Below are 25,295 nucleotides of genomic sequence, written 5' to 3'. Positions count from 1 at the left end.
TTCGCAATGCCGCAAGGGAGCAGCATGAGCACGACGGAACCCGGCGGACCCCCGGAAACGGCCGACGCCATCTGGGAACGCGCGCACGAAAGCACCGAGTTCCGGGAGCTGCGCAGCCGCCTGCGCCGGTTCGTCTTCCCGATGGCGGCGTTGTTCCTGCTCTGGTACCTGCTCTACGTCCTGCTCGCCGACTACGCGCACGGCTTCATGAGCACGAAGGTCTTCGGCAACGTCAACATCGGCCTGATCTTCGGTCTCCTGCAGTTCGTCTCGACGTTCGTGATCACCGGGCTCTACGTCCGCTACGCGAACCGCCGTCTCGACCCGATCGCGGAGAAGATCCGCGAGGACATCGAAGCCGACAGCACGAAGGGGGAGCAGGCGTGATCACCACCATCGCCGCGGGAGTCGAAGGCAGCAACCCGCTCCTCAACATCAGCATCTTCGGTGTGTTCGTGATCATCACGCTGGTGATCGTGTTCCGGGCCAGCCGCAACAGCAAGACGGCGTCGGACTACTACGCCGCCGGGCGCGCGTTCACCGGCCCGCAGAACGGCATCGCGATCTCGGGCGACTACCTGTCCGCGGCGTCGTTCCTCGGCATCGCGGGCGCGATCGCCATCTACGGCTACGACGGCTTCCTCTACTCCATCGGCTTCCTCGTGGCCTGGCTGGTCGCGCTGCTGCTGGTGGCGGAACTGCTGCGCAACACCGGCAAGTTCACGATGGGCGACGTCCTGGCGTTCCGGATGAAGCAGCGGCCGGTCCGGGCGGCGGCCGCGACGTCGACGATGGTCGTGTCGTTCTTCTACCTGCTGGCCCAGATGGCCGGCGCGGGCGGCCTGGTCGCGCTGCTGCTGGGCATCGAGGGCAAGACCGGCCAGTCGCTGGTCATCGTCATCGTCGGCGTGATCATGATCGCCTACGTGCTCATCGGCGGCATGAAGGGCACCACCTGGGTCCAGATCATCAAGGCCGCGCTGCTGATCGTCGGCGCGCTCGTGATGACGCTGTGGGTGCTCGGGAAGTACGGCTTCAACTTCTCCTCGCTGCTGCAGGGTGCCGTCGACAAGGCGGGCAAGACGGGTGAAGCGCTGCTCGGCCCGGGCAAGCAGTACGGCGCCACCGGAACGTCCAAACTGGACTTCTTCTCCCTCGGCATCGCGCTGGTGCTGGGCACCGCGGGCCTGCCGCACGTGCTGATGCGCTTCTACACCGTGCCGACCGCCCGCGACGCGCGTCGCTCGGTGGTCTGGGCGATCGTGCTGATCGGCGTGTTCTACCTGTTCACGCTGGTGCTGGGCTACGGCGCGGGTGCGCTGGTCGGCCCGGACAAGATCAAGGCCGCCCCGGGCGGCGCGAACTCGGCCGCACCGCTGCTCGCGCTCGAACTGGGCGGGCCGGTCCTGCTGGGCCTGATCGCGGCGGTCGCGTTCGCCACGATCCTCGCCGTGGTGGCGGGCCTGACGATCACGGCGTCGGCGTCGTTCGCCCACGACGTCTACGCCAGCGTCATCAAGAAGGGCAAGGCCACGCCGGGTTCGGAGGTGAAGGTCGCCCGGATCACCGCGCTGGTGATCGGCGCGGTCGCGATCCTCGGCGGCATCCTGGCCAACGGGCAGAACGTGGCGTTCCTGGTCGCGCTGGCGTTCGCGGTGGCGGCGTCGGCGAACCTGCCGACGATCCTCTACTCGCTGTTCTGGAAGCGGTTCAACACCCAGGGCGCGCTGTGGTCGATCTACGGCGGCCTGGCCATCACGATCATCCTGATCGTGTTCTCCCCCGCCGTCTCCGGGAAGCCGATCGACGCCAAGACGGGCAAGAGCGCGTCGATGATCCAGGGCGTCGACTTCCACTGGTTCCCGCTCGACAACCCGGGTCTCGTCTCGATCCCGATCGCGTTCTTCCTCGGCTGGCTCGGCACGGTCCTGTCGAAGGAGCACAACGCGAAGAAGTACGCCGAGATGGAGGTCCGCTCCCTCACCGGCGCGGGCGCCGAGAAGGCCGTCTCCCACTGACGGCCCGCCCGACACCGAAGGCCGCCGCGAGGGTGTTCCCGATCCCCTCGCGGCGGCCTTCGGCCATTCCCGGTCAGTACGGCAGGGTGCCCTCGGCGACCTCGGCCAGCGTGTCGGCCAGGAACTTCCGGGTGCGGCCCCACAGGCCGCCGCCCAGCGAGATCCGCGCCACGCCCAGCTCGGCCAGGCCGGCGATGCCCGGGCTGCCCGGCCACGCGGGCGCGTTGACCGCGCCGCCGACGCCCTGCACGAACTCCGCGAGCACGTCCGGCGTCTGCAGGTGGATGGGGTAGACGCAGTCGGCGCCGGCCGCGAAGTAGGCCTTCGCCCGGGCGACGTTGCCGGCCAGCACGTCACGGGGGTCGCTCGCGCCGCGGAAGGCGTCGACGCGGGCGTTGATCACCAGGGCGTCACCGGCCGCTTCGCGCAGGGCGGCGATCCGGTCGGCCTGCACGGCCACCGGCCGGACCTGCCCGGTGGCGCTGTCGGTGTCCTCGAAGTTGAGGCCGACGGCGCCGATGTCCAGGAGCCGGCCGGCCAGTTCGGCGCCGGACAGGCCGTAGCCGGACTCGGCGTCCACCGTGACGGGCACGCCGACGGCCTTCACGATCCGCGCGGCGGCCGCGAACATCTCGTCGACCGGGGCCTGCTCTCCGTCCGGGAACCCGAGAGCGGCCGCGACGGCGACCGAGCTGGTCGCGATCACGGGGAACCCGGCGGCTTCGACGGCCTTTGCGGTGTCGGCGTCCCACGCGTTGGGCAGGACCAGCGGCGTGCCCGGGACGTGCAGGGCCTTGAGCGCGGCGGCGCTCACGCGTCACGCTTCGGCAGCGGCGTGTGGCTGGTGACGGCCACCCGGTTCCAGCTGTTGATCGCGATGACCTGCCACGCGACGGCGCGGTACTGGTCCTCGGTGAACACCCGCACGGCCTCGTCGTAGACGTCGTCGGGGACGCTCTGGGTCGCGGCCAGCTTGGTCATCGCCTCGGTGAGGGCGAGGGCGGCCTGCTCCTGCTCGGTGAACAGGGTCGTCTCGCGCCAGCCGTCGAGCACGAACAGCCGCCGCGGCGACTCACCCGTCTCGAGCGCGTCGCGGCTGTGCATGTCGAGGCAGAACGCGCAGCCGTTGAGCTGCGAGGCGCGCATCTTCACCAGGTCCATCAGCTTCTGCTCGACCCCCGCGTCGGCGGCGGCCTTGTCCACCTCGGCCTGCACGTTCGCCAGTGCCTTGTAGATCCCGGGCGCGTGCCCGAGTCCGATTCGCTTCGTCATGGTTTCACGCTAGCCCGAACTGGCCCACGAGTATGGTCCAGTCACATGGCAGATTCGTGGACCAGTTCCGGCCTCGACGTTCACCTCGACTGGCAGCCGGAAACCGGGCGCACCGGCCTGGCCGCGGCGATCCGGGCAGCGATCCGCGAAGGCCGCTGGCAGCCAGGCGCAACTGTGCCGTCGACCCGGGCCTTGGCCCAGGACCTGGGCATCGCCCGCGGCACGGTCACCCGCGTCTACGCCGACCTCGCCGCCGAGGGCTACCTGCACACGGCCCAGGGCGCCCCGACCCGCGTCGCGACGGCGGGCGCGCTCCCCCAGTCCGCGCCCCGGCCGGCACCCCGCGACCCGGCCCCGCGCTGGGACCTGCGGCCGGGCCGCCCGGACCTGACGGCGTTCCCCCGCCAGGCCTGGATCACCGCGACCCGCCGAGCCCTGCTGCGCACCCCGGCGGCGGCGTTCGGCTACGAGTCGGAACTGGGCGCCCCGGAGCTGCGCGACACGCTCGCCGCGTACCTGGCCCGCAGCCGCGGAGTGGTCGCGGACCCGGCCCGGATCGTCGTGTGCCACGGCTATTCCCACGCGATCGCCGTCCTGGCCCGGGCCCTCGCGGATCTCGGCATCACCGAGATGGCGTTCGAAAACCCGTCCCTGCGCATGTACCGGGACATCGCCGCAGCGCAAGGCCAGCGAATCGTCGGCATCGACGTCGACGAACACGGCATAGACGTGTCCGCAGTGGACAGTCCGGCGGTGGTCGTCACGGCGGCACACCAGTACCCCACCGGCGTGACATTGGCCCCCCACCGCCGCACCCAGCTGACCCGCTCGGGCGCCCTGATCCTGGAAGACGACTACGACGGCGAGTTCCGCTTCGACCACCAGCAGGTCGGCGCCCTGCAGGCCCTGGCACCGGAACGGGTCGTCTACGCAGGCACAGCAAGCAAAACCCTGGCCCCCGCACTCCGCCTGGCCTGGCTGGTCCTGCCACGTTCCCTGGTAGAGCCAGTCCGCGCGGCCCTATCGGACAGCGGCTCCCGCCCGGCCGTCCTGAACCAGCTGGCCCTAGCGGAGTTGATCGACTCGGGCGCCTACGACCAGCACATCCGCCGCAGCCGAGCGGAGTACCGAGCCCGCCGCACCCACCTCCTGGCGGCCCTACCGGACTCAGTACGCCCCCACGGCATAGCAGCGGGCCTCCACCTCCTGCTGATGCTCCCTTCCGACGGCCCCACAGAAACAGAAGCAATGGCAGCCTGCCGCCGCCGAGCAATCGGCATAGAAGGCCTGGGCACCTACTGGATGACCCCAAACCGCCCAGGGGGCCTGATAGTCGGCTACGCAGCACCCCCCAAACACGCCTTCAAAGGAGCAGTCCAGACGCTGACAGAGGCCCTATGGGAAATCAACACCTAACCCCACCCACCAGTCACGCCCCCGCGCCCCACCTCCCAGCCGCGGACCAACCCCTCCAGGCACGCGAACCGACCCTCTGGGCACGCGACCCGACTCCCCAAGCACGCGAGTCGACCCTCCAAACACACGTGATGCCTCTCCAATCACGCGTGATGCCCGTTCAATCACACGAGATGCCTTGCCGATCACGCGAATCCGCCGTCAATCACGCGAGTCCCGCCTCTGATCACACGAGTCCCGGCCCCAATCGCACGAGCCCCGGCCCAGCCATCCCCGGCTCCGGCCCGGCCACCCCGGTCCCGGCCTCAAAACACGAGTCCCGGCTGCAGCCACCCCCGACTCCGGCCCAGCCACCCCGGTCCCGGCCTCAGCAACACGAGTCCCGGCCCCAACCACGCCAGTCACGAGCCCAATCACACGAGTTTCGGGCCCAACCACGCCAACCCCACTCAGCCACCCGAGTTTCTGGCCCCCGCCAGCCGAAGCCCGACCCCAGTCGCGCCGGTTGCAGACCCGACCGCGCCAAACCGCCTCAGCCGCCCAAGTTCTGGCCCCAACCAAGTGAATCCGGCCCCAAATGACACCGGCGCGGGCCCGCCCACACTAGGTCCGCCTCAGCCTCGCGAGTTCCGGCCTCAACCACGCGAATCCGGCCCCAATCACGCCAGTGCGGGCCCGACCACGCCAGATCCGCCTAAGCCGCGCGAGTTCTGGCCCCAACTGCGCGAGTTCCGGCTTCAGTCACGCGAGTTCCGGGCCCAATCACGCGAGTTCCGGGCCCAACCACGCCAGACCCGAGTCAGCCACCCGGGTTTCTGGGCCCAGCCAACCGAAACCCGGCCCCAATCACGCCAGTCTGCTCCCAATCACATGAGTTCCGGCCCCAACCACACCAGACCGGCCCAACCAGAAGAGTTCCGGGCTCAACCGCGCCAGATCGCCCCAATCACAAGAGAGTTCCGAGCCCAACCCACGCCAGAACAACCCAACCGCGCCGAAACCGCCTCAACCACGCAAGCCCGCACCGAGCCCGCGGGCCACCCCCGTCGAGGTGGCCCGCGGTACCCGTCAGAACCAGCAGTCGGGCCGCACGCGCAGCAGTTCCGTCTTCAGCACCGGCGTCCCGTCGACCGGCGCCGGGTCGTCCGCGGTCGGCTGAATACCGCCGGCGGCGACCTTGTCCAGCGTCCGCAGCCCCGCGGCGCCGACCGTGCCGAACACCGTGTAGTCCGGCCGCAGCGCGGAATCGCCGTACACGACGAAGAACTGCGAGCCGTTCGTCGCCGGGCCCGCGTTGGCCATCGCCAGCAACCCACGCGCGTAAACCCGGCGCGCGCCGGTCGGGTCAGTCGGGGCCGGCGGCAGGTCCACCGGCAGCTCGTCCTTGTACTTGTAACCCGGCCCGCCCTCTCCGGTCGCGGTCGGGTCGCCGCACTGCAGGACCTTCAGCGTCGGGTACGACGTCAGCCGGTGGCACACCGTGCGGTCGTAGAACCGGTGCTGCGCCAGGTGCAGGAAGCTCTGCACCGTGCACGGCGCCTTCGCGCGGTCGAGCCGCAGCGGAAGCGCGCCCTGGCTGGTCGGAACTGCGACGTCGACCTTGCCGCGGTCCGGGGTGTGCCGCGGGTCGGGCGGCAGCGGCACCGGCCGGGAAGCCGGCTCGTCCGGCGTCTCGGTGTACTGGCAGGGGCCGTGCGTGGTCTTCGGCGGTGGCGCGGTGTCGTCCGCGGCGGCGACGCCGCTCCCGGCCGCGAACAACGCGCTGACCGCCAGCGCGGTGACCAGTGCTTTCTTCATCCTGCACGCCCTCCCAGTGATCGCCCGGTTCCGGAGCGTCCCGCAGTCTAGGGCCCGGCACCGACAAGAAGAACCGGCAAAAGTCGCCCATGTCATCCACTCGGGTGAACCGCGGCGCCGGACCCCGGAAATTGTCGGACCCCCGGAGCACGATCTCGATCACGCGGCAAAGCGCCGCCCGGCGAAGGGGGAAGTCATGACGGTCCATGTGGTCAACCGGCGAAGAACCACCGTGGCGGCAAGCCATCCCGGCGCGCTGATCGCGGACGTGACGTCGCGCGGGCCGGAGCCGTGGGTGCGGTTCAGCCCGTTCTACCCGCACGGCGGAATCCCGGTGCCGTACTCACCGGGCGTCGAGAGCGCGTCGGTCGAAGGGATCTGGCAGGCGCTGAAAGTCTTCCGCGGCACCGGAATCGACGTCGGGAAGCTGGGCGTGAAATCAATGAAGGGTCTGAAGCGCACGGTCCGCAAACACGGCGAGGTGGTGGGTCACCGCACCGGCGTCGAAGGCTCGGAGCTGCTGGCGTACGAACAGGCCCGGAGGCGGATCTACCTGCCGTCCTACCGCTGGGTCCTGGAGAACAAGCTGGCCGACCTGGTCGGCGAACTCCGCGAAGCGAGCGCGGAGCGGGACATCGTGCTGCTGGACTACACGACGAACGGCGAGGTCGAGAACCTGTCGAAACCGTTGTCCCACGCGGCACTGCTGAGAACGCACCTGACCGGGGAGTGGCCGTGGGCGCTCTGATCCTCCGGCTCATCAGCCGCGTCGTGCGCCGCTTGCGTCCGACCGCGAAACCCGCATTAGCTCCGCAGGTCCGCGATCAGCGCGTCCGCGGCGGCGAACGGATCCAGCTCCCGGGCGACGACCCGCTCGGCCACGCCGGCCAGCCGGCCGCCACCACGCAGGTCAGTCAGCTCGGCCCGCAACCGCCGGAGCGCGATGGCCTCCACCTCGTCGCGGGCCCGCGCCACCCGGCGGCGGCCCAGCTCGTCGTGGGCGACCAGCCAGTCGTGGTGCTCGGCCAGCGCGCGGACGACGTCGTCGACGCCCTCGCCCTTGGCCGCGACCGTCCGGACGATCGGCTGGCGCCAGCTCGGCCCGCGGATCTCCCGGCGCGCCAGCGAGATCATCTGTTTGAGGTCGTGCACCGTGGCTTCCGCGCCGTCGCGGTCGGCCTTGTTGACGACGAAGACGTCGGCGATCTCCAGCACCCCGGCCTTGGCGGCCTGGATCCCGTCGCCCATGCCCGGCGCGAGCAGCACCACGGTGGTGTCGGCGAGCTTCACGACGTCCACTTCGGACTGTCCGACCCCGACGGTCTCGATCAGCACCACGTCGAAGCCGGCGGCGTCGAGCACGCGCACGGCCTGCGGCGTGGCCCACGAGAGCCCGCCGAGGTGCCCGCGGGTGGCCATCGAGCGGATGAACACGCCGGGATCGGTGGCGTGCTCGGTCATCCGGATCCGGTCGCCGAGCAGCGCCCCGCCGGAAAACGGCGAAGACGGGTCGATCGCGAGCACCCCGACCCGCTTGCCCTCCGCGCGCAGCGCCGTCAGCAAGGCCGACGTCGAAGTCGACTTGCCGACGCCGGGCGGGCCGGTGAGCCCGACGATCCGGGCTCGCCCGGTGTGCGGCGTCAGCGCTCGCGCGATCTCCGCGACGCGCGGGTGGGCGTCCTCGACGAGCGAGAGCAGCCGCGCGACGGCACGGGGTTGCCCGTCCCGCGCGCGGCCAACCAGGTCGTCGAGGTCGAGTGCGCCGGCCACTTACGCGGACGGCACCCGCAGCAGCAGGGCGTCGCCCTGGCCACCGCCACCGCACAGCGCGGCGGCACCGAGGCCACCACCGCGGCGGCGCAGCTCGTGGATCAGGTGCACGGCCAGCCGCGCCCCGGACGCCCCGATCGGGTGGCCGAGCGCGATGGCACCACCGTTGACGTTGACCTTCTCCGGGTCGATGCCGAGCTTGTCGGTCGACACCAGGCCGACGGCGGCGAACGCCTCGTTGATCTCGATCAGGTCGAGCGCGTCGGCGGTGAGCTTCTCCTTCGCCAGCGCGGCGAGGATGGCGTTCGACGGCTGCTCGTGCAGGCTCGCGTCCGGACCGGCGACGACCCCGTGCGCACCGATTTCGGCGATCGCGGTGAGGCCCAGCTCCTCGGCCTTGGCCTTGCTGGCCACGACCACCGCGGCGGCACCGTCGGAGATCTGCGAGGCCGAGCCCGCGGTGATGGTTCCGTCGGCGGCGAAGGCGGGGCGCAGCTTCGCGAGACCTTCGGCGGTGGTGTCGGCGCGGACACCCTCGTCGGTGTCGAAGACGATCGGGTCACCCTTGCGCTGCGGGATGGAGACCGGCGCGATCTCGTCGGCGAAGTAGCCGTTCTTGATGGCTTCGGCGGCGCGCTGGTGGGAGCGCGCCGAGAACGCGTCCTGCTGCTCGCGGGTGACGCCGTAGCGGGAGTTGTACTTCTCCGTCGAGGCGCCCATGGCGACCTGGTCGAAGGCACAGAAGAGACCGTCGTAGGCCATGTGGTCGACGAGGGTGGTGTCGCCGTACTTGAAGCCGGAGCGGGACTTGGGCAGCAGGTGCGGTGCCTGGGTCATCGACTCCTGGCCACCGGCGACGACGATGTCGAACTCGCCGGCGCGGATCAGCTGGTCGGCGAGCGCGATGGCGTCGAGGCCGGAGAGGCAGACCTTGTTGATCGTCAGCGCGGGCACGCTCATCGGGATGCCCGCGGCGACCGCGGCCTGGCGGGCCGGGATCTGGCCGGCGCCGGCGGTCAGCACCTGGCCCATGATCGTGTACTGCACCGCGTCCGGGGCGACCCCGGCGCGTTCGAGGGCCGCTTTGATCGCGACCCCGCCCAGCTGCGCCCCCGTGAGGTCCTTGAGGGACCCCAGCAGGCGCCCGATCGGTGTACGGGCGGCACCCAGGATCACGGAACCGGACACGGCGTCCTCCAAGCTTCGGCGCATGGGCAGTTCGCTCGACCATACCCGGGGGGTGGGCTTCTTGATGGAGCCAGTGTGAGGCGGGGCACGCGACGATTCCGGCTCGACGCCGCGCCGCGGCCGCCTATCCTGCCTCCATGAATGACGCCCTGCGGCCGTTCGTGACGGCCATCGACCACGTCGGCATCGCGGTCCCGGACCTGGACGCGGCCATCGAGTTCCACCGCGCGCACTTCGGTCTCGAAGTGGCGCACGAGGAGGTGAACGAGGAGCAAGGAGTGCGTGAAGCGATGCTGCGCGCGCCCGGCACCGCGGGCACGGAGACACAGATCCAGCTGCTGGCCCCGCTACGCGACGACTCGGCGATCGGCAAGTTCCTGGCGAAGAGCGGGCCGGGGCTGCAGCAGCTGGCGTACCGCGTGTCCGATGTAGACGCAGCGGCGGCGGCACTGCGCGATCAGGGCCTGCGCATGCTGTACCAGGAGGCAAAGCGCGGCACGTCGAACAGCCGGGTGAACTTCGTCCACCCGAAGGACGCGGGCGGTGTCCTCGTGGAGCTGGTAGAGCCGGCCAAGGACGGCTCCGCACACTAGCGCGGACGCGGAACCCCGCCCGGCACAACAGTCCGGCGCGAAACCACGCACACGACACAACCGGGCGGGGCGGGGCGGGGCGGGGCGGGAAAAGCCTGACTCACATCGCCGGCCGTGCGCCACCCGGCAGCCAGCCGGTGCAGCACGCGGAGCCTGCGGTTCGATCGGCGCCGCAAGGCGCCAGCCGGCCGGCGCCCACAGGGCCCACGCGCGCCAAGCCCGCTGATTCCGGCGGCCCACTCCGCCCCGGTTATGTCGTGCGCTCGGTCTCGCGCCGGACTTGGTGTGCCGAGCGGCCCACTCCGGGCGCCCTGCTTGTCCGAGCGGTACGCCTCGAGTGCGTTCCGGGGGCGGCTCATGTCGGGCGGCTCAGGTCGGGCCTGCCCCGACTCCGCTAGGCGGTCGTGGCCTCGGCGGGCGCAGCCTCGGCGGATGTGACGCCACGCGATGCGGCCTTGGCGGCGAGCGACTCCGCGATGAAAGTGAGCTCGCCGTCGAACTCGGCGGGGAGGTCGTCGTCGGAGTGGCGGGCCGTCGCGTGCCGGTGGCTGACCGCGCGGGCAAGGAGGCCCGACGCGCGATCGACGTCGTCGTTCGTCAAGTGGCCGCCGGTGGCCGCCAGGATCACCGAACGGACCTGGCGCACCAGGACCTGGAAGCGCGCGTGGAGGGCGTCGCGGACGACGTGGTGGGTGTCGGCCTCGCGCCATAGCAGGTGCGAGAGCCCGAGTGACCGGCTGAAGCGGTGGTCCAGTTCACGGACGAGCCGGCGCAGGCTGCCCGCGAGGTCGCCGGGGACGACGACCGCGGCCGGTTCGATGCGCTCGTCGGGCAGCCGCTCGACAAGCGCGGTGAGCAGGTCGGCCTTGTGCCGGAAGTAGTAGTGCACCAGGCCCTTCGGCACCCCGGCCCGCTCCGCGATGCGGGAGGTCGGGGTGGCGTCGAAGCCGGACTCGGCGAAGAGCGCCTCGGCGGCGCAGAGGATGCGCTCTTTCGCCGAATCCTCGGTCATTCCGGTGCCTCCTGGTCGTTCGGTGCCGGTCGTTCGGGGCCGACCCCGCAAGTTGAGCGGTCTGCGCCGGGCGCCCTGTGCGGGACGGCCGGCGCAGACCGCTCAGTGTCGGCCACTCAGTGCGACCGCTCAACTGCCAGTCGGTCAGCGTCGGTCCCTCAGGCACCGGCCACTCACCTGCCGGCCGTTGAGGGCCGACGGCTCAAGCGCCGACTGCTCACCTGCCAGCCGCCGCCGGTACTGGCCGATCAGTGCCTACCACTCACGTGTCAGCACCCAAGCGCTAGCCACTCACCTGCTGGGTACCGACCAGTCAAGCACCGGCCGCTCAGGCACCGGTTACTCACGTGTCGACCGCTGAGTGCCGACCAATCACCTGCCGACCGCCGGGTGCCAGCCGCTCAAGCGCCAGTCAGTCAAGCGCCCGCCGCCCAAGCACCGGCCACTCACCCACCGGCCGCTGAGTACCGACGGCCACACGCCGACTGCTCACCTGTCGGCTGCCGGGTACCAGCCGCTCAAGTACTGGCCACGATCGCTGGGCGCCCCCCACCTATGCCAGCTGGTCAGTGTTGGCCCGCCGTGCGGTGCGCCGCGGTCGCTACCGGCATCGCCGCCGCGCCGGCGACGATCGTCAGCACTCCGGCGATCCAGGACGTCCAGGACGCGCCGTCGAATGACGTGTAGCCCAGCACCCACGGTGCGATGAAGAACAGCACGCCGAGGGCTATCTGGATGCCTTCGCCGTAGACCGCGCCCGGCACCGCCAGCGAGGCCAGGCCGTCCAGGGCGATCAGCGCTCCCAGGACGACCAGCGTCCACATCGCTGTCGTGTCCGTGCTCAGCCAAAGGGGTGAAAGAGCGGCTACGGCCCCGATGACGACCTCGGCCCAGTCGTGGGGCCGGGTCCATGCGTGCGTGGAGACTTCACTCATTCGTGCTCACCTCCGTCGGAGATCCTGCTGGTCGGGCGGGTGTTTCCTGCTTCGATCATGTGCTTTGACTGGCCAGCCGGTCAAGACTGCTCCGTCACAGTTCGAGGTGAATTCGTGCTGCTCGTCTCGTACAGTTGTGGACGCGAGTTACCGGCGAGTAATTTCTGCCGCCAACGCCGTTGACCCCGGAGGAATCAATGACGCAGCTCGGCGAGATCCAGCAGGCCATCCTGAACGGCGAGTCGGCCGCGGTCGGCTCGTTGCCCGTGCCGGAGAGCTATCGAGGGGTGACCGTCCACGCGGACGAGGTCGACATGTTCGACGGCCTCGAGAGCCGGGACAAGGATCCGCGCAAGTCGCTGCACGTCGATGACGTGCCCGTCCCGGAGCTCGGCCCCGGTGAGGCGCTGGTCGCGGTGATGGCGAGCGCGATCAACTACAACACCGTGTGGACGTCGATCTTCGAGCCGATCCCGACGTTCAAGTTCCTGAAGAAGTACGGGAAGCTCTCGCCGCTGGCGAAGCGGCATGACCTGCCGTATCACGTGGTCGGGTCGGACCTGTCCGGTGTCGTGCTGCGGACCGGGGTCGGGGTGCACACCTGGAAGCCGGGCGACGAGGTGGTCGCGCACTGCCTGAACGTCGAGCTGGAGAGCCCGGACGGGCACAACGACACGATGCTCGACACCGAGCAGCGGATCTGGGGTTTCGAGACGAACTTCGGCGGCCTGGCCGAGGTCGCGCTGGTCAAGGCGAACCAGCTGATGCCGAAGCCGGATCACCTCACCTGGGAGGAGGCCGCCTCCCCCGGGCTGGTCAACTCGACGGCCTATCGGCAGCTGGTCTCGCGCAACGGCGCGGACATGAAGCAGGGTGACGTCGTCCTGATCTGGGGTGCCTCGGGTGGGCTCGGCTCCTACGCGACGCAGTACGCGTTGAACGGCGGCGCCATCCCGGTTTGTGTGGTGTCGAGCCCGGAGAAGGCGGCGATCTGCCGGAAGCTGGGCGCGGAGCTGATCATCGACCGCAGTGCCGAGGCCTACAAGTTCTGGAAGAGCGACACCGAGCAGGACCCGAAGGAGTGGCAGCGTTTCGGGGCGAAGATCCGGGAGCTGACCGGTGGCGAGGACCCGGACATCGTGTTCGAGCACCCGGGCCGGGAGACGTTCGGCGCGTCGGTCTACGCCGCGCGCAAGGGCGGGACGATCGTGACCTGCGCGTCGACCTCGGGATACATGCACCAGTACGACAACCGGTACCTGTGGATGAACTTGAAGCGGATCGTCGGCTCCCACTTCGCGAACTACCGCGAGTCGTGGGAGGCGAACCGGCTGATCGCGAAGGGTCTGATCCACCCGACGTTGTCGAAGACGTATGCGTTGGAGGAGACCGGGCAGGCCGCGCTGGACGTGCACCGCAACGCGCACCAGGGCAAGGTCGGCGTGCTCGCGCTCGCGCCACAGGAAGGCCTCGGCGTCCGCAACGAGGAGAAGCGCGCGGAGCACCTCGAAGGGATCAACGCGTTTCGCGGCGCCTGAGCGGGAAAGGGGCCGGATCGCGGCGTCGGGATCCGCCTGGATCCGGCCCGATCCGGCAAGATCCTTTCGCCGCATCGGGCGGTACTTTCGGCGCAGGCCCCGGGTGCTCACCCTTCCGTGACCCGGCTGCGACTACGGTAGGCGCATGAGCCTTGGCGATGAACGGGAGCTTGTGCCGCTGGGAGCCGGCTTCGACGTGGCGAAGCGCGGGTACAGCCGAGCACAGGTCGACGAGCACCTCGAACGGCTGGACGCCGACCTGAAGATGCTCACCGCGGATCGGGACGCCGCCATCGCGCAGGCCGGCGACCTGGCCCGGCAGCTGGAGATCGCGCGCGGCGAGATCGCGGACCTGCGCGGCCAGGTCGACCGGCTGGCCCAGCCGCCCACCAGCGTCGAAGGCCTCTCGGAGCGGCTGCAGCGGATGCTGCGCCTGGCCCAGGACGAGTCCGCGGACACGCGGGCCCGCGCCGAAGCGGAGGCCGGCCACATCCGGGCCAAGGCCGAGACGGACGCGAGCGCCATGCGCGCCCGCTACGAGCAGCTGCTCACCGAGCTCGACCTGCGCCGCAAGGAGATGGAGGCGGAGCACCGCAAGGTGCTCGAGGACGCCCGCGCGCAGGCCGCGGAGATCACCGGCAAGGCCGAGGCCGAGCGCACGAAGCTCGACACCGAGTCGTCGGACCGGCGGACAAAGGTCGAAGAGGACTTCGAGATCGCGATGGCCGCGCGCCGCAGCGAGGCGATGCGGGTGCTGGCCGAGCAGGAAGCGGCGAGCAAGGCCGAGGCCGCGCGCCGCGTCCACGAGGCCACGCAGGACGCCGCCGACATCCGCACGAAGATCCTCGACGAGGAGAAGTCCGCGAAGGCCGAGATCGACCGCCGTCAGCGGGAGTCGGTCGCGGACGCGAACAAGCGCCGTCAGGACTCGCTCAACGAGGCCAACGCCCGCCTCGCCGAAGCCGCGGACGAGGCCCGGCGCCGCGTCTCGACGGCGACCGACGAGTCGAACCGGCGGATCACCCAGGCGAATGAACGCGTCGACTCGCTGCGCAAGGTCCGCGGCGGGCTGGCCGAGCAGGTGCGCGCGGCGCGGGCGGTGCTCGCCGAGGCGCACACCGTCCTCGGCGACGACGTCAAGGTGCCCGCGGAGGTCACGGCCGATCTGAAGGCGACGGACCTGAAACCGGACCAGCCGGCGGCGAAATCCGACACCGGGAAAACCAAGCCGGTGAACGACGTCGAGGAGACCATCCGGATCCGGGCCTCGGACGTTCCGAAGCCGAAGCCGGCAGCGAAGCCCACCCCCAAGCCCACGCCGAAGCCCAGTCCGCGGCCAAGCGGAGCGCAGAAAGCGACTGGCGAGTAACCTTCGACCCGACACGAGCTCGGACGAGCCCGCGCGGTCGACGCCGACCGTCATCGTCCCTGCTCACGCGGGATCACGTGGAGGTTTTGCGCATGGGTGCGGCATATCGGACCGTGGTGGTGGGCACGGACGGCTCGGAGTCGTCGTTCGCGGCGGTGGACCGCGCGGCGGCGGTGGCCGGCGACGCGGGGGCGACGCTCGTCATCACGTGCGCGTTCTACCCGGCCAGCAAGACCGACGTCGACAAGGCCCAGGACGTCCTGGGTGACGAGGCTTACCAGGTCGTCGGCTCGGCGCCGGCCGAGGACACCCTGCAGTCCGCGCGCGACCGGGCGGTCCGCGCCGGCGCGGAGAAGATCGACACGGTCGCGGTGAAGGGCGACCCGGTCGAATCGCTGCGCAAGGTCGTCCACGAGCGTGAGGCGGACCTGCTGGTCGTCGGCAACCGCGGGCTGAACACGATCGCGGGCCGGATCCTGGGCTCGGTGCCGTCGGAGGTGGCGCGCAAGTCCGGTGTGGACGTGCTGATCGTCCACACGACCTGACGTGACCGATTCGGGCGAAGGGCTTCAGCAGCGGCTCGAGCGGATCCTGCTCGGCGGCCGGCGGAAGTACACCCGGCTCGAAGTGGCCGAGAAGGCCGGCGTGCCCGACGATCGGTCGCGCCGGCTTTGGCGTGCGCTGGGGTTCGCGACCGTCCCCGACGACGAAGTGGTCTTCACCGACGCCGACGTCGAGGCCATGCGGACGGCGGATCAGCTGGTGCGGTCGGGCCTGATCGACCCGAGCATCGAGGTGGCGGTGACGCGCGCGCTCGGCCAGCACCTGTCGCGGCTGGCCGAGTGGCAGGTCGACATGCTGTTCGAGCTGATCAAGGAGCAGCCGGAGCTGGGGCGCAGCGAGCGCCAGGTGGCCCGGCTCGTCGACCGGCTGCTGCCGGAGCTCGAGCAGGTGCAGAACTTCGTCTGGCGCCGGCACCTGGCGGCGTACGCCGGCCGGGCGTTCGCCGCGCCGGACGAGAACCTCGAGACGCGCACCCAGGTGGTCGGGTTCGTCGACATGGTCGGCTACACACGCCTGACGCGCCAGATCGACGAGGACGAGCTGAGCCGCGTGCTCGACGTGTTCGAGCTGCTGGCGACGGAGACGATCGCCGAGCACCACGGCCGCGTGGTGAAGATGATCGGCGACGAGGTCCTGTTCGTCGCCGACTCGGCGGTGGCCGCGGCGGAGATCGCGCTGGCGTTGTCCGAGCGCACCTCGGCGGACGAGAGCATCCCGGCGGTCCGCGCGGGCATGGCGTCCGGCCGCGTCTTGAACCGCTTCGGCGACGTCTACGGCTCGGTGGTCAACCTGGCGGCCCGCCTGACGTCGGTGGCCCGCCCGGGCACGATCCTGATCGACCGCGAGCTGGCGACCGAGCTGGCGGAGGAACCGGCGTACGAGCTGCGCCAGCGCCGCCCGGTGACGGTCCGCGGCTACAACCGCCTCCGCCCCTCGGCACTGCGCCGCGCGCCCAAGGTCCCGACGGGCGCCTTCGCAAGCTCACAACAGCTGGCGGCGGAGATGCTGGGCCTCACGGAGCCGAAGACCGCGGAAGACGAGACCGCGCTTGTCGGCGAGGACACCGCCGAGACGCCCCGCTCACGCCGCCGTCGCCGCCGGCGCATGCTCTGACACACCTCACCACCAGCCGAAACTCCCCCACCGCTCCCAGGGGGGCGTCCCCAGGTCCAGTCTAGTGGCGACCACCGTCCGGACCCGCGGAAAAGGTGCTGGAGCCTCGGGTTGTCCACAACGCAGCACCCCTGTGGACAACCGCGAAGGTTCAGGCGTCGTAGTCCACCGTGACTGTCTCCGAGACCGGGTATGACTGGCATGTCAGGACGAAACCCGCCGCCACCTCGGCCTCCTCCAGGGCGAAGTTGCGGCGCAGGTCCACCTTGCCCTCCGTGACTCGCGCCCGGCAGGTGCCGCACACGCCGCCCTTGCAGGCGAACGGCAAGTCCGGGCGGTAGCGCTGGGCGCCGTCCAGGACCGAGGACGTCCTGGGCAGTGTCATCGTCGAAGCGCGGCTGTCCAGGACCACCCGGACTTCCGAGGATTCTCCGGCGACCTCGGGGTCTACGTGCGAGACCGGCTCCGGCGGCGTGTCCACGTAGAACAGTTCCTGGTGGATTCGTGCGCGCGGCACGTCAAGCGATGTCAGCAGCTCCTGCGCGCCCGTCACCATCTCGAACGGGCCGCACAGCCACCAGTGGTCCACTTCGGACACCGGGACCAACGAGGAGAACAGCTGCCGCAGCTTGGGGACGTCCAAGCGGCCGGTGAACAGCTCCGCCTCGCGGGGCTCGCGGGACAGGACGTGGATCAGCTCCAAACGGGACGGTGCGCGGTCCTTCAGGTCCGCCAGCTCGTCCGCGAACATCACCGTGTCCGTGCGGCGGTTGCCGTACAGCACCGTCACCGTCGCGTCCGGGGTGGCCAGCAGCGACGACACGATCGACAGCACCGGCGTGATGCCCGAGCCCGCCGCGATCAGGACGTGGTGGCCGCCCTGCGTCAGGTCCGGCGTGAACGAACCCGTGGGCGGGGCGACCTCGATCGTGTCGCCCGCGCGGACGTCGTTCAGCAGCCACGACGAGAACAAGCCGCCCGGGACCAGGCGGACGCCCACTCGCGGCGCGGTGCCCGCCGCCGCGCAGATCGAGTACGAACGGCGCTCGTCGCGGCCGTCCACCGAGCGGCGCAGCGTCAGCGACTGGCCCGGTTTGAAGTCGAAGTCCGAAGCCAGCGAAGGGGGCACGTCGAACGTCACGGCGACCGCGTCGTCGCACAGCCGCGCGATGCCCGCGACCTTCAAGGGGTGGAACGCCACTAGATCTCCTTGACGTGCTCGAAGGGCTCCTGGCACGACCGGCAGCGCCGCAGCGCCTTGCACGCCGTCGCGCCGAAGCGGGACTGCTCCTCCGTGTCCGCGGACCCGCACAGCGGGCACGGCACCGACGACACCGGCGCCGACAACGTCAGCGGGATCGGGCCCGACCGCCGCGGCGCCGCACCCGGCGGGGCGATCCCCGCCTCGGCCAGCTTGCGACGGCCTTCCGACGTGATCCAGTCCGACGTCCACGACGGCGCCAGCTGCGTCCGGATCTCGACGTCCGCGTAGCCCGCGCCGAGCAGCGCGTGCTCCAGGTCGTCGCGCATGGTGTCCATGGCCGGGCAGCCGGTGTACGTCGGCGTGATCGCGACGACGACCCGACCGTCCACTTCGGACACCGAGCGCAAGACGCCCAGGTCGGCCAGCGTCAGCATCGGCAGCTCGGGGTCGGTGACGGTCGATGCCACCGCGGTGGCGGTCACCATTTCGCGTCCGGCATCGCCCGGGCCACGCTCTGCAGCTCCGCCAGCAGGAGTCCCAGCTGCTCGGTGTGGACGCCGTCACGGCCCGTCCGGCCCGAGACGCCGGCGATGTCACCGGACGACGGCCGACTCAGTGTCGACGCCGAAAGCACCTGGTCCAGCACCGCATCGAACTCCGGGCGCAGCGAAGCCGCGTCCACCAGTTCCAGCGGGTGCGTCCGGAACAGCTCGCCGATGTACGGCCACACCGCGTCGAGCCCCTCCTGCATCCGCTCGTGCGACAGCGGCGTGCCGTCGCCGAGCCGGACCAGCCACTGCGCCGCGTAGTCGCGGTGGTAGGCGACTTCCTTGACGCCCTTGTCCGCGATGGCCGCGAGCACGGGGTCCACCGACGACACCAGGCGCTGCAGCAAAGCCAGCCGCCACGTCGAGAACACGAACAGCCGCGCGATCAGGTGGCCGAAGTGCCCGCCGCCCAGCTCCGCGAGCCGGACGTTGCGGAACTCGCGCTCGACGCGGTCGAACGCGAACGAGTCTTCCGAGCGCGAAGAACCATCCGCCTTGCCGGCGCGAGCCAGCAGCAGCCGTGCCTGGCCGAGCAGGTCGAGGCCGATGTTCGCGATCGCGACCTCGTCCTCCAGCTCGGGTGCGTTCGTGCACCACTCCTGCAGCCGGTGGGAGAAGATCAGCGCGTCGTCGCCCAGCATCAAGCAGTACGCCGCGAGCTGGGCACCGTCCACACCGGACGGCACCGAAGTGTCCACACCGGACAGCGGGTCCTCGAAGCCGGTGCCGAACGCCCAGCGGGCGTCGTTCTCCTCGGTCAGCGACTCGTAGACGTTGTCGAAGCTCATATGTGCGGCACCTCCTCGGGGATGTCGTAGAACGTCGGGTGCCGGTAGACCTTGTCGCCGCTCGGCGCGAAGAACGGGTCCTTCTCGTCCGGCGAGGACGCCGTGATGTCGGAGGCGCGCACGACCCAGATCGACACGCCTTCGTTGCGCCGCGTGTACAGGTCACGCGCGTGGTGCAGCGCCATCTCGTCGTCGGCCGCGTGCAGCGAGCCGACGTGCACGTGGTTCAGCCCGCGCTTGCCCCGGACGAACACCTCGTACAACGGCCAGTCGTGCTTGACCGGCCCGGGCGCGGCGGGAACGCCCTCAAGCGGGACGGCGCCGTGGCCGCCTTCGGCAGTCAGGTCGCTCACTTGCGCTCCTCTTTCTTCGCCGCGTGCGCCACGGCGGCTTCACGAACCCACGCGCCGTCGTCGTGCGCGCGTCGCCGGTGGGCGACCCGCGACGCGTTGCACGGGCCGTTGCCCTTCAGCACGTTCTTGAACTCGTCCCAGTCCACGGCGCCGAAGTCGTAGTGCTCGCGTTCCGGATTCCACTTCAACGCAGGGTCCGGGAACGTCACGCCCAGCGCCTCGGCCTGCGGCACCGACATGTCGACGAAGCGCTGCCGCAGCTCGTCGTTGGTGTGGCGCTTGACCTTCCACGCCATCGACTGCGCGGTGTTCGGCGAGTCGGCGTCCGGCGGCCCGAACATCATCAGCGACGGCCACCACCAGCGGTTCACGGCATCCTGGACCATGTCCCGCTGCTGCTGGGTGCCCTTCATCATCGTCATCAGCAGCTCGTACCCCTGCCGCTGGTGGAAGGACTCCTCCTTGCAGATGCGGATCATCGCCCGCGCGTACGGCCCGTACGAGCTGCGGCACAGCGGCACCTGGTTGCAGATCGCCGCGCCGTCGACCAGCCAGCCGATCACGCCGACGTCGGCGAAGGTCAGCGTCGGGTAGTTGAAGATCGACGAGTACTTCTGCTTGCCGGTGATCAGCTTGTCGGTCAGGTCCGCGCGGTCGGCGCCCAGCGTCGCCGCGGCCGAGTACAGGTAGAGCCCGTGGCCGGCCTCGTCCTGCACCTTGGCGAGCAGGATCGCCTTGCGCCGCAACGACGGCGCGCGCGTGATCCAGTTGCCTTCGGGCTGCATGCCGATGATCTCGGAGTGCGCGTGCTGCGCGATCTGCCGGATCATCGTCTTGCGGTAGCCCTCGGGCACCCAGTCGCGCGGCTCGATGCGCTGGTCGCGCTCGATGGTGTGCTCGAAAAGCTCTTCCAGGTTTTCGGCTACAGCGGTCACGGCTGCTCCTTCGACACGAGGGTCAGGACGTCGTACTTCGCGACCGAATCGCCGTCCTGGTTGGTCACGTCGGCGTCCCAGCGGACCTCGCCGTACTCCTGGTCGATGCGCGGCGTGATCTGCTTGGCGGTGAGCGTCACGGTCAGCGCGTCGTCCACCTTCACCGGCGTCAGGAACCGCAGGTTCTCCAGGCCGTAGTTGGCCAGGACCGGGCCCGGCTCGGGCGAGACGAACAACCCCGCCGCGAACGAGACGACCAGGTAGCCGTGCGCGACGATCCCGCCGAACAGCGGGTTCGCGGCCGCGGCCGCGGGATCGGTGTGCGCGTAGAACGTGTCGCCGGTGAACTCGGCGAAGTGGTCGACGTCGGACTGCAGGACCGTGCGCGGCCCGGCGACGACGGAGTCGCCGATGCGCAGCTCGGCCAGGGACTTGCGGAACGGGTGGACGTCGCTCTCGGTGCGCGGCGCGCCCGCGACCCAGCGGCCGGTCACCGCGGTGAGCACCGCCGGCGAGCCCTGCACGGCCGTGCGCTGCATGTGGTGCAGCACGCCGCGGATCCCGCCCATTTCCTCGCCGCCGCCCGCGCGGCCGGGGCCGCCGTGCACCAGCTGCGGCATCGGCGAGCCGTGGCCGGTCGACTCCTTGGCGTCGTCGGCGTCCAGGACCAGCAGGCGGCCGTGGTAGGCCGCCGCGCCGAGGACGACCTCGCGGACGAACTCCTTGTCGGCGCTGACGATCGAGCCCGCCAGGCTGCCGCCGCCGCGCGCCGCCAGCTCGATGACCTGCTCGGTCGAGGTGTAGGGCAGCAGCGTCGAGACCGGGCCAAATGCCTCGACCTCGTGCGGCTCGGAGCGCTCCGGGTCGGCCTTGAGCAGCACCGGCGAGAGGAACGCGCCGCGCTCGGCATCGGCGTCGACGACGTCGACCTTCTCCGGGTCGCCGAACACGATGCTGCCGGCGTCGAGCAGGGCCTTGAGCGAGCGCCGGACCTCTTCGCGCTGCTCCAGGCTGGCCAGCGCGCCCATCCGGACGCCCTCGGCGGTCGGGTTGCCGACCGTCACCTTCGCGAGCCGAGCGGACGCCGCCGCGGCGACGTCGTCGAGCAGCTCGGCCGGGACGAACGCGCGGCGGATGGCCGTGCACTTCTGGCCCGCCTTGACCGTCATCTCCGAGGTCAGCTGCTTGACGTAGAGGTCGAACTCCGTGGTCCCGGGGCGTGCGTCCGGGCCGAGGATCGAGCAGTTCAGCGAGTCGGCCTCGGCGTTGAAGCGGACGGCGTTGCGGATGATCGCCGGGTGCGCGCGCAGCTTCTGCGCGGTGGACGCCGAGCCGGTGAACGACACCAGGTCCTGCGCGGTCACGTGGTCGAGCAGGTCGCCGACGCTGCCGGCGACGAACTGCAGCGAGCCCTCCGGCAGGATCCCCGACTCGACGATCAGCTCGACCAGCCGGGCGGTCAGGTAGGCCGTCTGGCTCGCGGGCTTGACCAGGCTCGGGACGCCGGCGAGGAACGCCGGGGCGAACTTCTCCAGCGGACCCCAGACGGGGAAGTTGAACGCGTTGATCTGGACGGCGACGCCCCGCAGCGGGGTGGCGATGTGCTGGGCGACGAAGGTGCCGCCCTTGCTGAGCGGCTCAACGCTGCCCTCGACGTAGACGGTGGCGTTCGGCAGCTCACGCTTGCCCTTGGAGGCGTAGCTGAACAGGACGCCGATGCCGCCGTCGATGTCGAACTTGGAGTCACCCAGCGTGGAGCCGGTCTTCGCGGAGAGTGCGTACAGCTCCTCGCGGTGCTCGCGCAGGTGCGACGCCAGCGCCTTCAGCAGCGCGGCACGCTGGTGGAACGTCAGCTCGCGCAGCGCCGGGCCGCCGACCCGCCGGCCGTACTCGAGCGCGCCCGCGAAGTCGACGCCCGCCGAGGAGACCCGGGCGACCTCCTCGCCGGTCGTGGCGTCGTGCAGCGGAACACCGTCTTCCGCCGCCGTGTGCCACTCGCCCGAGACGTAGCTGCGCAGCAAACCCATCGAGTCCGACCTCTCCACCGAATTACCTACCGGACGTTCAGTAATTCCATCGTAGCCGCTGGCCGCCGAGATCGGAAGGCCCCGGCGCTTGACACCGGCCCGGACCTCTGCCTTTACTGAGGCGCACCACCGGATGACCGTCCATTCGGTCAGTCAACGGAGGGGTGCATTGACCAACGCCGCGCACACCATGTTCGCCGCCGACGAGGCGTCCCGCGCGCTGGGCATCGACCTCGTCGAAGCGGGTGACGGGCACGCGGTCGCGACCATGACGATCACCGCGTCGATGGTCAACGGCCACGACATCGCGCACGGCGGGTACGTCTTCCTGCTCGCCGACACCGCCTTCGCCTGCGCCTGCAACACCCACGGCCCGGTCACCGTCGCCGCGGGCGCGGAGATCTCCTTCGTCGCCGCCGGCCGGCTCGGCGACCACCTCGTCGCGACGGCCACCGAGCGCACCCGCTACGGCCGCAACGGCATCTACGACGTCACCGTGCACCGGGAGACCCCCGCGGGACCGGAAACCGTCGCCGAATTCCGCGGCCGCAGCCGCGTCATCTCCGGGAAACGGGAAGAAGCATGATCGAGGCGAACATCTCCGCCGACGAGCTGGCCGCGCTGCAGCTCGAGCGTCTGCAGTGGACACTCCGGCACGCCTACGCGAACGTGCCCGCGTACACGAAGAAGTTCGACGACGCGGGCGTGCACCCGGACGACTGCAAAGAGCTCGCCGACCTGGCGAAGTTCCCGTTCACCACCAAGCAGGACCTGCGCGAGAACTACCCGTTCGGGATGTTCGCCGTGCCGCAGGACCAGGTGCGCCGCATCCACGCCTCCAGCGGCACGACCGGCAAGGCGACCGTCGTCGGCTACACCGAGCAGGACATCGACACCTGGGCCACGGTGATGGCCCGGTCGATCCACGCGGCGGGCGGGCGGCCGGGCCACAAGCTGCACAACGCGTACGGCTACGGCCTGTTCACCGGCGGTCTCGGCGCGCACTACGGCGCGGAAAAGCTGGGCTGCACGGTGATCCCGGCGTCCGGCGGCATGACAGCGCGGCAGGTGCAGCTGATCACCGACTTCCGGCCCGAGATCATCATGGTGACGCCGTCGTACATGCTGACGCTGCTCGACGAGTTCGAGCGCCAGGGCGTCGACCCGCGGGAAAGTTCCCTGCAGGTCGGGATCTTCGGCGCCGAGCCGTGGACCGAGCAGATGCGCGCGGAGATCGAAGAGCGGTTCGCGATCGACGCCGTCGACATCTACGGGCTGTCCGAGGTGATGGGCCCCGGCGTCGCGCAGGAGTGCGTCGAGACGAAGGACGGCCTGCACATCTGGGAGGACCACTTCTTCCCCGAGGTGATCGACCCGTTCGACGAGCACGTGCTGGGCGGCGGCGAGACCGGCGAGCTGGTGTTCACGTCGCTGACCAAGCAGGCGCTGCCGATCATCCGCTACCGCACGCGCGACCTGACGGCGTTGAACCCGGGCACCGCGCGCCCGGCGTTCCGGCGGATGGACAAGGTCACCGGCCGCACCGACGACCTGATCATCCTGCGCGGCGTCAACGTCTTCCCGACGCAGATCGAGGAGATCGTGCTGCGCACGGCTTCCCTCAGCCCGCACTTCCAGCTCGTCCGGTCGACGCGCGGCCGGCTCGACCACCTGACCGTACTGGTCGAGGCCCGCCACGACGCCAGCGGCGAGGACCGGGTGAGCGCCGCCGCGTCGCTGGTCGCGGGCGTCAAGGACGGCGTCGGCGTGACGGTGTCGGTGGACGTCGTCGACCCGGACACCCTGGAACGCTCGATGGGCAAGATGCGGCGCATCGTGGACCAGCGGGAGAAGCCGTGACGGCGCCCCGGCGCGGACGTCCCGGCTACGACCTCGAATCGCTGCTGCAGGTGGCGGTGAAGCTGTTCAACGAGCGCGGTTACGACGGCACGAGCATGGAGGACCTCTCCCGCAAGCTCGGCATCACGAAGTCGGCCATTTACCACCACGTCCCCAGCAAGGAAGAGCTGCTGCGGCTGTCGGTCGACCGGGCCCTGGACGGGTTGTTCGCCGTCGCCGAGGAGACGGCCCGGCTCGACGGGCGGGCGGTCGACCGGCTGGAGCACCTGGTGCGCGGCAGCGTGCTGGTGCTGGCCGACCGGCTCCCGTTCGTCACGCTGCTGCTGCGCGTCCGCGGTAACACAAAGGTGGAACGCGCCGCGTTGGCTCGCCGGCGCGAATTCGACCTCCTGGTGACGGACCTGGTGAAGCAGGCCGAAGCCGAGGGCGACATCCGCCCGGACGTCGACCCGGCGGTCATCGCACGGCTGATCTTCGGCATGGTCAACTCGCTGATCGAGTGGTACCGGCCCCGCCGCGGCTCGGCGGCGGAAGTGGCCGACGCGGTGTGCAAGGTGGCGTTCGAAGGCCTGCGCACGCCCTCGTGAGTGGTAATGCGGGTTAGAACCCGCATTACCACTCACGAGGGCCGCGGCAGGTCATCGCCGGAGGCTTCCTGGGGCGGTCGCCCCGCTTGCCAGAGAAGGGCATCGCGCAGCTGCTCGATGAGTTCTTCGTCGTCCGATTCGGAAGGGTCGACGCCGAGCGGGATCCAGCGCTCGGCCACTTTCGACCCCTGGTCGAAACTGGTGATCACGATTCCGGAGTACGACAAGGACTCTTCGTCGGCGCAATCGCCGTCCGGGAGCGGTTCGTCCGGTTCGAAGGCGTCGTCGAAGCTGACGTGACGATGCTGCAGGCGGACGCTCACCCAGCGTCCCGCCGGCCGGATCGGCGCGTCGTCTTCGATCATCTGCTCCTCCCCCGGCACACGGACCCCCTGCCGTCTCGTCGTG

The 25,295-nt window shown here is 70.4% G+C and carries 26 protein-coding genes; 12 read left to right on the top strand and 14 right to left on the bottom strand.

What is annotated here, in order from left to right:
• Positions 1 to 24 precede the first annotated feature (24 nt).
• Both OG439_RS46970 and OG439_RS46965 read left to right on the top strand, forming a co-directional pair.
• Positions 25 to 387 (top strand): DUF485 domain-containing protein, encoded by a 363-nt coding sequence (locus OG439_RS46970; RefSeq protein WP_326946793.1) that lies wholly within the window; start codon positions 25 to 27, stop codon positions 385 to 387.
• Entirely contained in the window at positions 387 to 2,018 is a 1,632-nt protein-coding gene (locus OG439_RS46965; RefSeq protein WP_326951800.1) for a solute symporter family protein, read from the top strand. The genes OG439_RS46970 and OG439_RS46965 overlap by 1 nt, the downstream gene beginning before the upstream one ends.
• Before the next feature lie 73 nt (positions 2,019 to 2,091).
• Here the strand turns inward: OG439_RS46965 and OG439_RS46960 are convergent, their stop codons facing one another.
• Together OG439_RS46960 and OG439_RS46955 are read right to left on the bottom strand one after the other, a co-directional pair.
• Complete coding sequence (locus OG439_RS46960; RefSeq protein ID WP_326946792.1) at positions 2,092 to 2,832, bottom strand: isocitrate lyase/PEP mutase family protein; 741 nt, start codon at positions 2,830 to 2,832, stop codon at positions 2,092 to 2,094.
• Positions 2,829 to 3,290 carry a carboxymuconolactone decarboxylase family protein gene (locus OG439_RS46955; RefSeq protein ID WP_326946791.1) on the bottom strand — a complete coding sequence of 154 codons (462 nt, stop codon included), beginning with the start codon at positions 3,288 to 3,290 and terminating at the stop codon, positions 2,829 to 2,831. Before OG439_RS46955 ends, OG439_RS46960 begins: the two co-directional genes overlap by 4 nt.
• 45 nt (positions 3,291 to 3,335) lie before the next feature.
• Between OG439_RS46955 and pdxR the strand changes: the two genes are divergently transcribed.
• Positions 3,336 to 4,706: a MocR-like pyridoxine biosynthesis transcription factor PdxR gene (gene pdxR, locus OG439_RS46950; RefSeq protein ID WP_326946790.1), complete on the top strand. Its 1,371-nt coding sequence runs from the start codon at positions 3,336 to 3,338 to the stop codon at positions 4,704 to 4,706.
• 1,068 nt (positions 4,707 to 5,774) lie between these two features.
• Here the strand turns inward: pdxR and OG439_RS46945 are convergent.
• Positions 5,775 to 6,503, bottom strand: coding sequence for a peptidylprolyl isomerase (locus OG439_RS46945; RefSeq protein ID WP_326946789.1), 729 nt, complete (start codon positions 6,501 to 6,503; stop codon positions 5,775 to 5,777).
• A gap of 196 nt (positions 6,504 to 6,699) precedes the next feature.
• On the opposite strand from OG439_RS46945, the gene OG439_RS46940 reads away from it, so the two are divergent.
• Positions 6,700 to 7,251 carry a DUF6939 family protein gene (locus OG439_RS46940; protein ID WP_326946788.1) on the top strand — a complete coding sequence of 184 codons (552 nt, stop codon included), beginning with the start codon at positions 6,700 to 6,702 and terminating at the stop codon, positions 7,249 to 7,251.
• Between the two features lie 56 nt (positions 7,252 to 7,307).
• Here OG439_RS46940 and meaB read toward each other — a convergent pair whose 3' ends face one another.
• Complete coding sequence (meaB, locus tag OG439_RS46935) at positions 7,308 to 8,273, bottom strand: methylmalonyl Co-A mutase-associated GTPase MeaB (protein ID WP_326946787.1); 966 nt, start codon at positions 8,271 to 8,273, stop codon at positions 7,308 to 7,310.
• A complete protein-coding gene (locus OG439_RS46930; RefSeq protein ID WP_326951799.1) occupies positions 8,274 to 9,461 on the bottom strand; it encodes an acetyl-CoA C-acetyltransferase in 1,188 nt (395 codons plus the stop codon).
• Between the two features lie 137 nt (positions 9,462 to 9,598).
• Here OG439_RS46930 and mce point away from each other — a divergent pair, with 137 nt between their 5' ends.
• Entirely contained in the window at positions 9,599 to 10,054 is a 456-nt protein-coding gene (mce, locus tag OG439_RS46925; protein WP_326946786.1) for a methylmalonyl-CoA epimerase, read from the top strand.
• 394 nt (positions 10,055 to 10,448) lie between these two features.
• Here mce and OG439_RS46920 read toward each other — a convergent pair whose 3' ends face one another.
• Positions 10,449 to 11,066, bottom strand: a complete 618-nt coding sequence (locus OG439_RS46920) for a TetR/AcrR family transcriptional regulator (RefSeq protein ID WP_326946785.1) — start codon at positions 11,064 to 11,066, stop codon at positions 10,449 to 10,451.
• Positions 11,067 to 11,632: 566 nt separating this feature from the next.
• On the bottom strand, positions 11,633 to 12,001 hold the full coding sequence (locus OG439_RS46915; protein WP_326946784.1) for an SPW repeat protein: 369 nt from the start codon (positions 11,999 to 12,001) through the stop codon (positions 11,633 to 11,635).
• Between the two features lie 197 nt (positions 12,002 to 12,198).
• On the opposite strand from OG439_RS46915, the gene ccrA reads away from it, so the two are divergent.
• From ccrA to OG439_RS46895, 4 genes are all read left to right on the top strand, one after another.
• The gene (gene ccrA, locus OG439_RS46910) at positions 12,199 to 13,539 is read left to right on the top strand and encodes a crotonyl-CoA carboxylase/reductase (RefSeq protein ID WP_326946783.1); all 1,341 of its coding nucleotides are present in this window, start codon (positions 12,199 to 12,201) and stop codon (positions 13,537 to 13,539) included.
• A gap of 172 nt (positions 13,540 to 13,711) precedes the next feature.
• On the top strand, positions 13,712 to 14,908 hold the full coding sequence (locus OG439_RS46905) for a chromosome segregation protein (protein ID WP_442792363.1): 1,197 nt from the start codon (positions 13,712 to 13,714) through the stop codon (positions 14,906 to 14,908).
• A 92-nt stretch (positions 14,909 to 15,000) separates the two neighbouring features.
• The gene (locus OG439_RS46900) at positions 15,001 to 15,453 is read left to right on the top strand and encodes a universal stress protein (RefSeq protein WP_247061691.1); all 453 of its coding nucleotides are present in this window, start codon (positions 15,001 to 15,003) and stop codon (positions 15,451 to 15,453) included.
• Between the two features lies 1 nt (position 15,454).
• The gene (locus tag OG439_RS46895; RefSeq protein ID WP_326946781.1) at positions 15,455 to 16,585 is read left to right on the top strand and encodes an adenylate/guanylate cyclase domain-containing protein; all 1,131 of its coding nucleotides are present in this window, start codon (positions 15,455 to 15,457) and stop codon (positions 16,583 to 16,585) included.
• 151 nt (positions 16,586 to 16,736) lie between these two features.
• Here the strand turns inward: OG439_RS46895 and paaE are convergent, their stop codons facing one another.
• The 6 genes from paaE to paaZ form a co-directional block, all read right to left on the bottom strand.
• Positions 16,737 to 17,786 (bottom strand): 1,2-phenylacetyl-CoA epoxidase subunit PaaE, encoded by a 1,050-nt coding sequence (gene paaE, locus OG439_RS46890; RefSeq protein ID WP_326946780.1) that lies wholly within the window; start codon positions 17,784 to 17,786, stop codon positions 16,737 to 16,739.
• The gene (paaD, locus tag OG439_RS46885; RefSeq protein WP_326946779.1) at positions 17,786 to 18,274 is read right to left on the bottom strand and encodes a 1,2-phenylacetyl-CoA epoxidase subunit PaaD; all 489 of its coding nucleotides are present in this window, start codon (positions 18,272 to 18,274) and stop codon (positions 17,786 to 17,788) included. Before paaD ends, paaE begins: the two co-directional genes overlap by 1 nt.
• Complete coding sequence (paaC, locus tag OG439_RS46880) at positions 18,268 to 19,125, bottom strand: 1,2-phenylacetyl-CoA epoxidase subunit PaaC (protein WP_326946778.1); 858 nt, start codon at positions 19,123 to 19,125, stop codon at positions 18,268 to 18,270. Before paaC ends, paaD begins: the two co-directional genes overlap by 7 nt.
• Positions 19,122 to 19,388 (bottom strand): 1,2-phenylacetyl-CoA epoxidase subunit PaaB, encoded by a 267-nt coding sequence (paaB, locus tag OG439_RS46875; protein ID WP_247064017.1) that lies wholly within the window; start codon positions 19,386 to 19,388, stop codon positions 19,122 to 19,124. The genes paaC and paaB overlap by 4 nt, the downstream gene beginning before the upstream one ends.
• 86 nt (positions 19,389 to 19,474) lie before the next feature.
• On the bottom strand, positions 19,475 to 20,413 hold the full coding sequence (paaA, locus tag OG439_RS46870) for a 1,2-phenylacetyl-CoA epoxidase subunit PaaA (RefSeq protein ID WP_326946777.1): 939 nt from the start codon (positions 20,411 to 20,413) through the stop codon (positions 19,475 to 19,477).
• Positions 20,410 to 22,440: a phenylacetic acid degradation bifunctional protein PaaZ gene (gene paaZ / locus OG439_RS46865; RefSeq protein ID WP_326946775.1), complete on the bottom strand. Its 2,031-nt coding sequence runs from the start codon at positions 22,438 to 22,440 to the stop codon at positions 20,410 to 20,412. The genes paaA and paaZ overlap by 4 nt, the downstream gene beginning before the upstream one ends.
• 190 nt (positions 22,441 to 22,630) lie before the next feature.
• Between paaZ and paaI the strand changes: the two genes are divergently transcribed.
• The 3 genes from paaI to OG439_RS46850 are packed head-to-tail and all read left to right on the top strand — an operon-like array spanning position 22,631 to position 24,887.
• Positions 22,631 to 23,026 carry a hydroxyphenylacetyl-CoA thioesterase PaaI gene (gene paaI, locus OG439_RS46860; protein ID WP_326951798.1) on the top strand — a complete coding sequence of 132 codons (396 nt, stop codon included), beginning with the start codon at positions 22,631 to 22,633 and terminating at the stop codon, positions 23,024 to 23,026.
• Positions 23,023 to 24,300: a phenylacetate--CoA ligase PaaK gene (paaK, locus tag OG439_RS46855; protein WP_326946774.1), complete on the top strand. Its 1,278-nt coding sequence runs from the start codon at positions 23,023 to 23,025 to the stop codon at positions 24,298 to 24,300. The genes paaI and paaK overlap by 4 nt, the downstream gene beginning before the upstream one ends.
• A complete protein-coding gene (locus OG439_RS46850) occupies positions 24,297 to 24,887 on the top strand; it encodes a TetR/AcrR family transcriptional regulator (protein WP_247061674.1) in 591 nt (196 codons plus the stop codon). The genes paaK and OG439_RS46850 overlap by 4 nt, the downstream gene beginning before the upstream one ends.
• A 32-nt stretch (positions 24,888 to 24,919) precedes the next feature.
• Here the strand turns inward: OG439_RS46850 and OG439_RS46845 are convergent, their stop codons facing one another.
• On the bottom strand, positions 24,920 to 25,252 hold the full coding sequence (locus OG439_RS46845; protein WP_326946773.1) for a hypothetical protein: 333 nt from the start codon (positions 25,250 to 25,252) through the stop codon (positions 24,920 to 24,922).
• Positions 25,253 to 25,295: the final 43 nt, after the last annotated feature.

Origin of the sequence: Amycolatopsis sp. NBC_01307 (genome assembly GCF_035975215.1) — a bacterium.
Classification (GTDB): domain Bacteria; phylum Actinomycetota; class Actinomycetes; order Mycobacteriales; family Pseudonocardiaceae; genus Amycolatopsis.
This window is presented reverse-complemented; position numbering and strand designations above follow the sequence as displayed.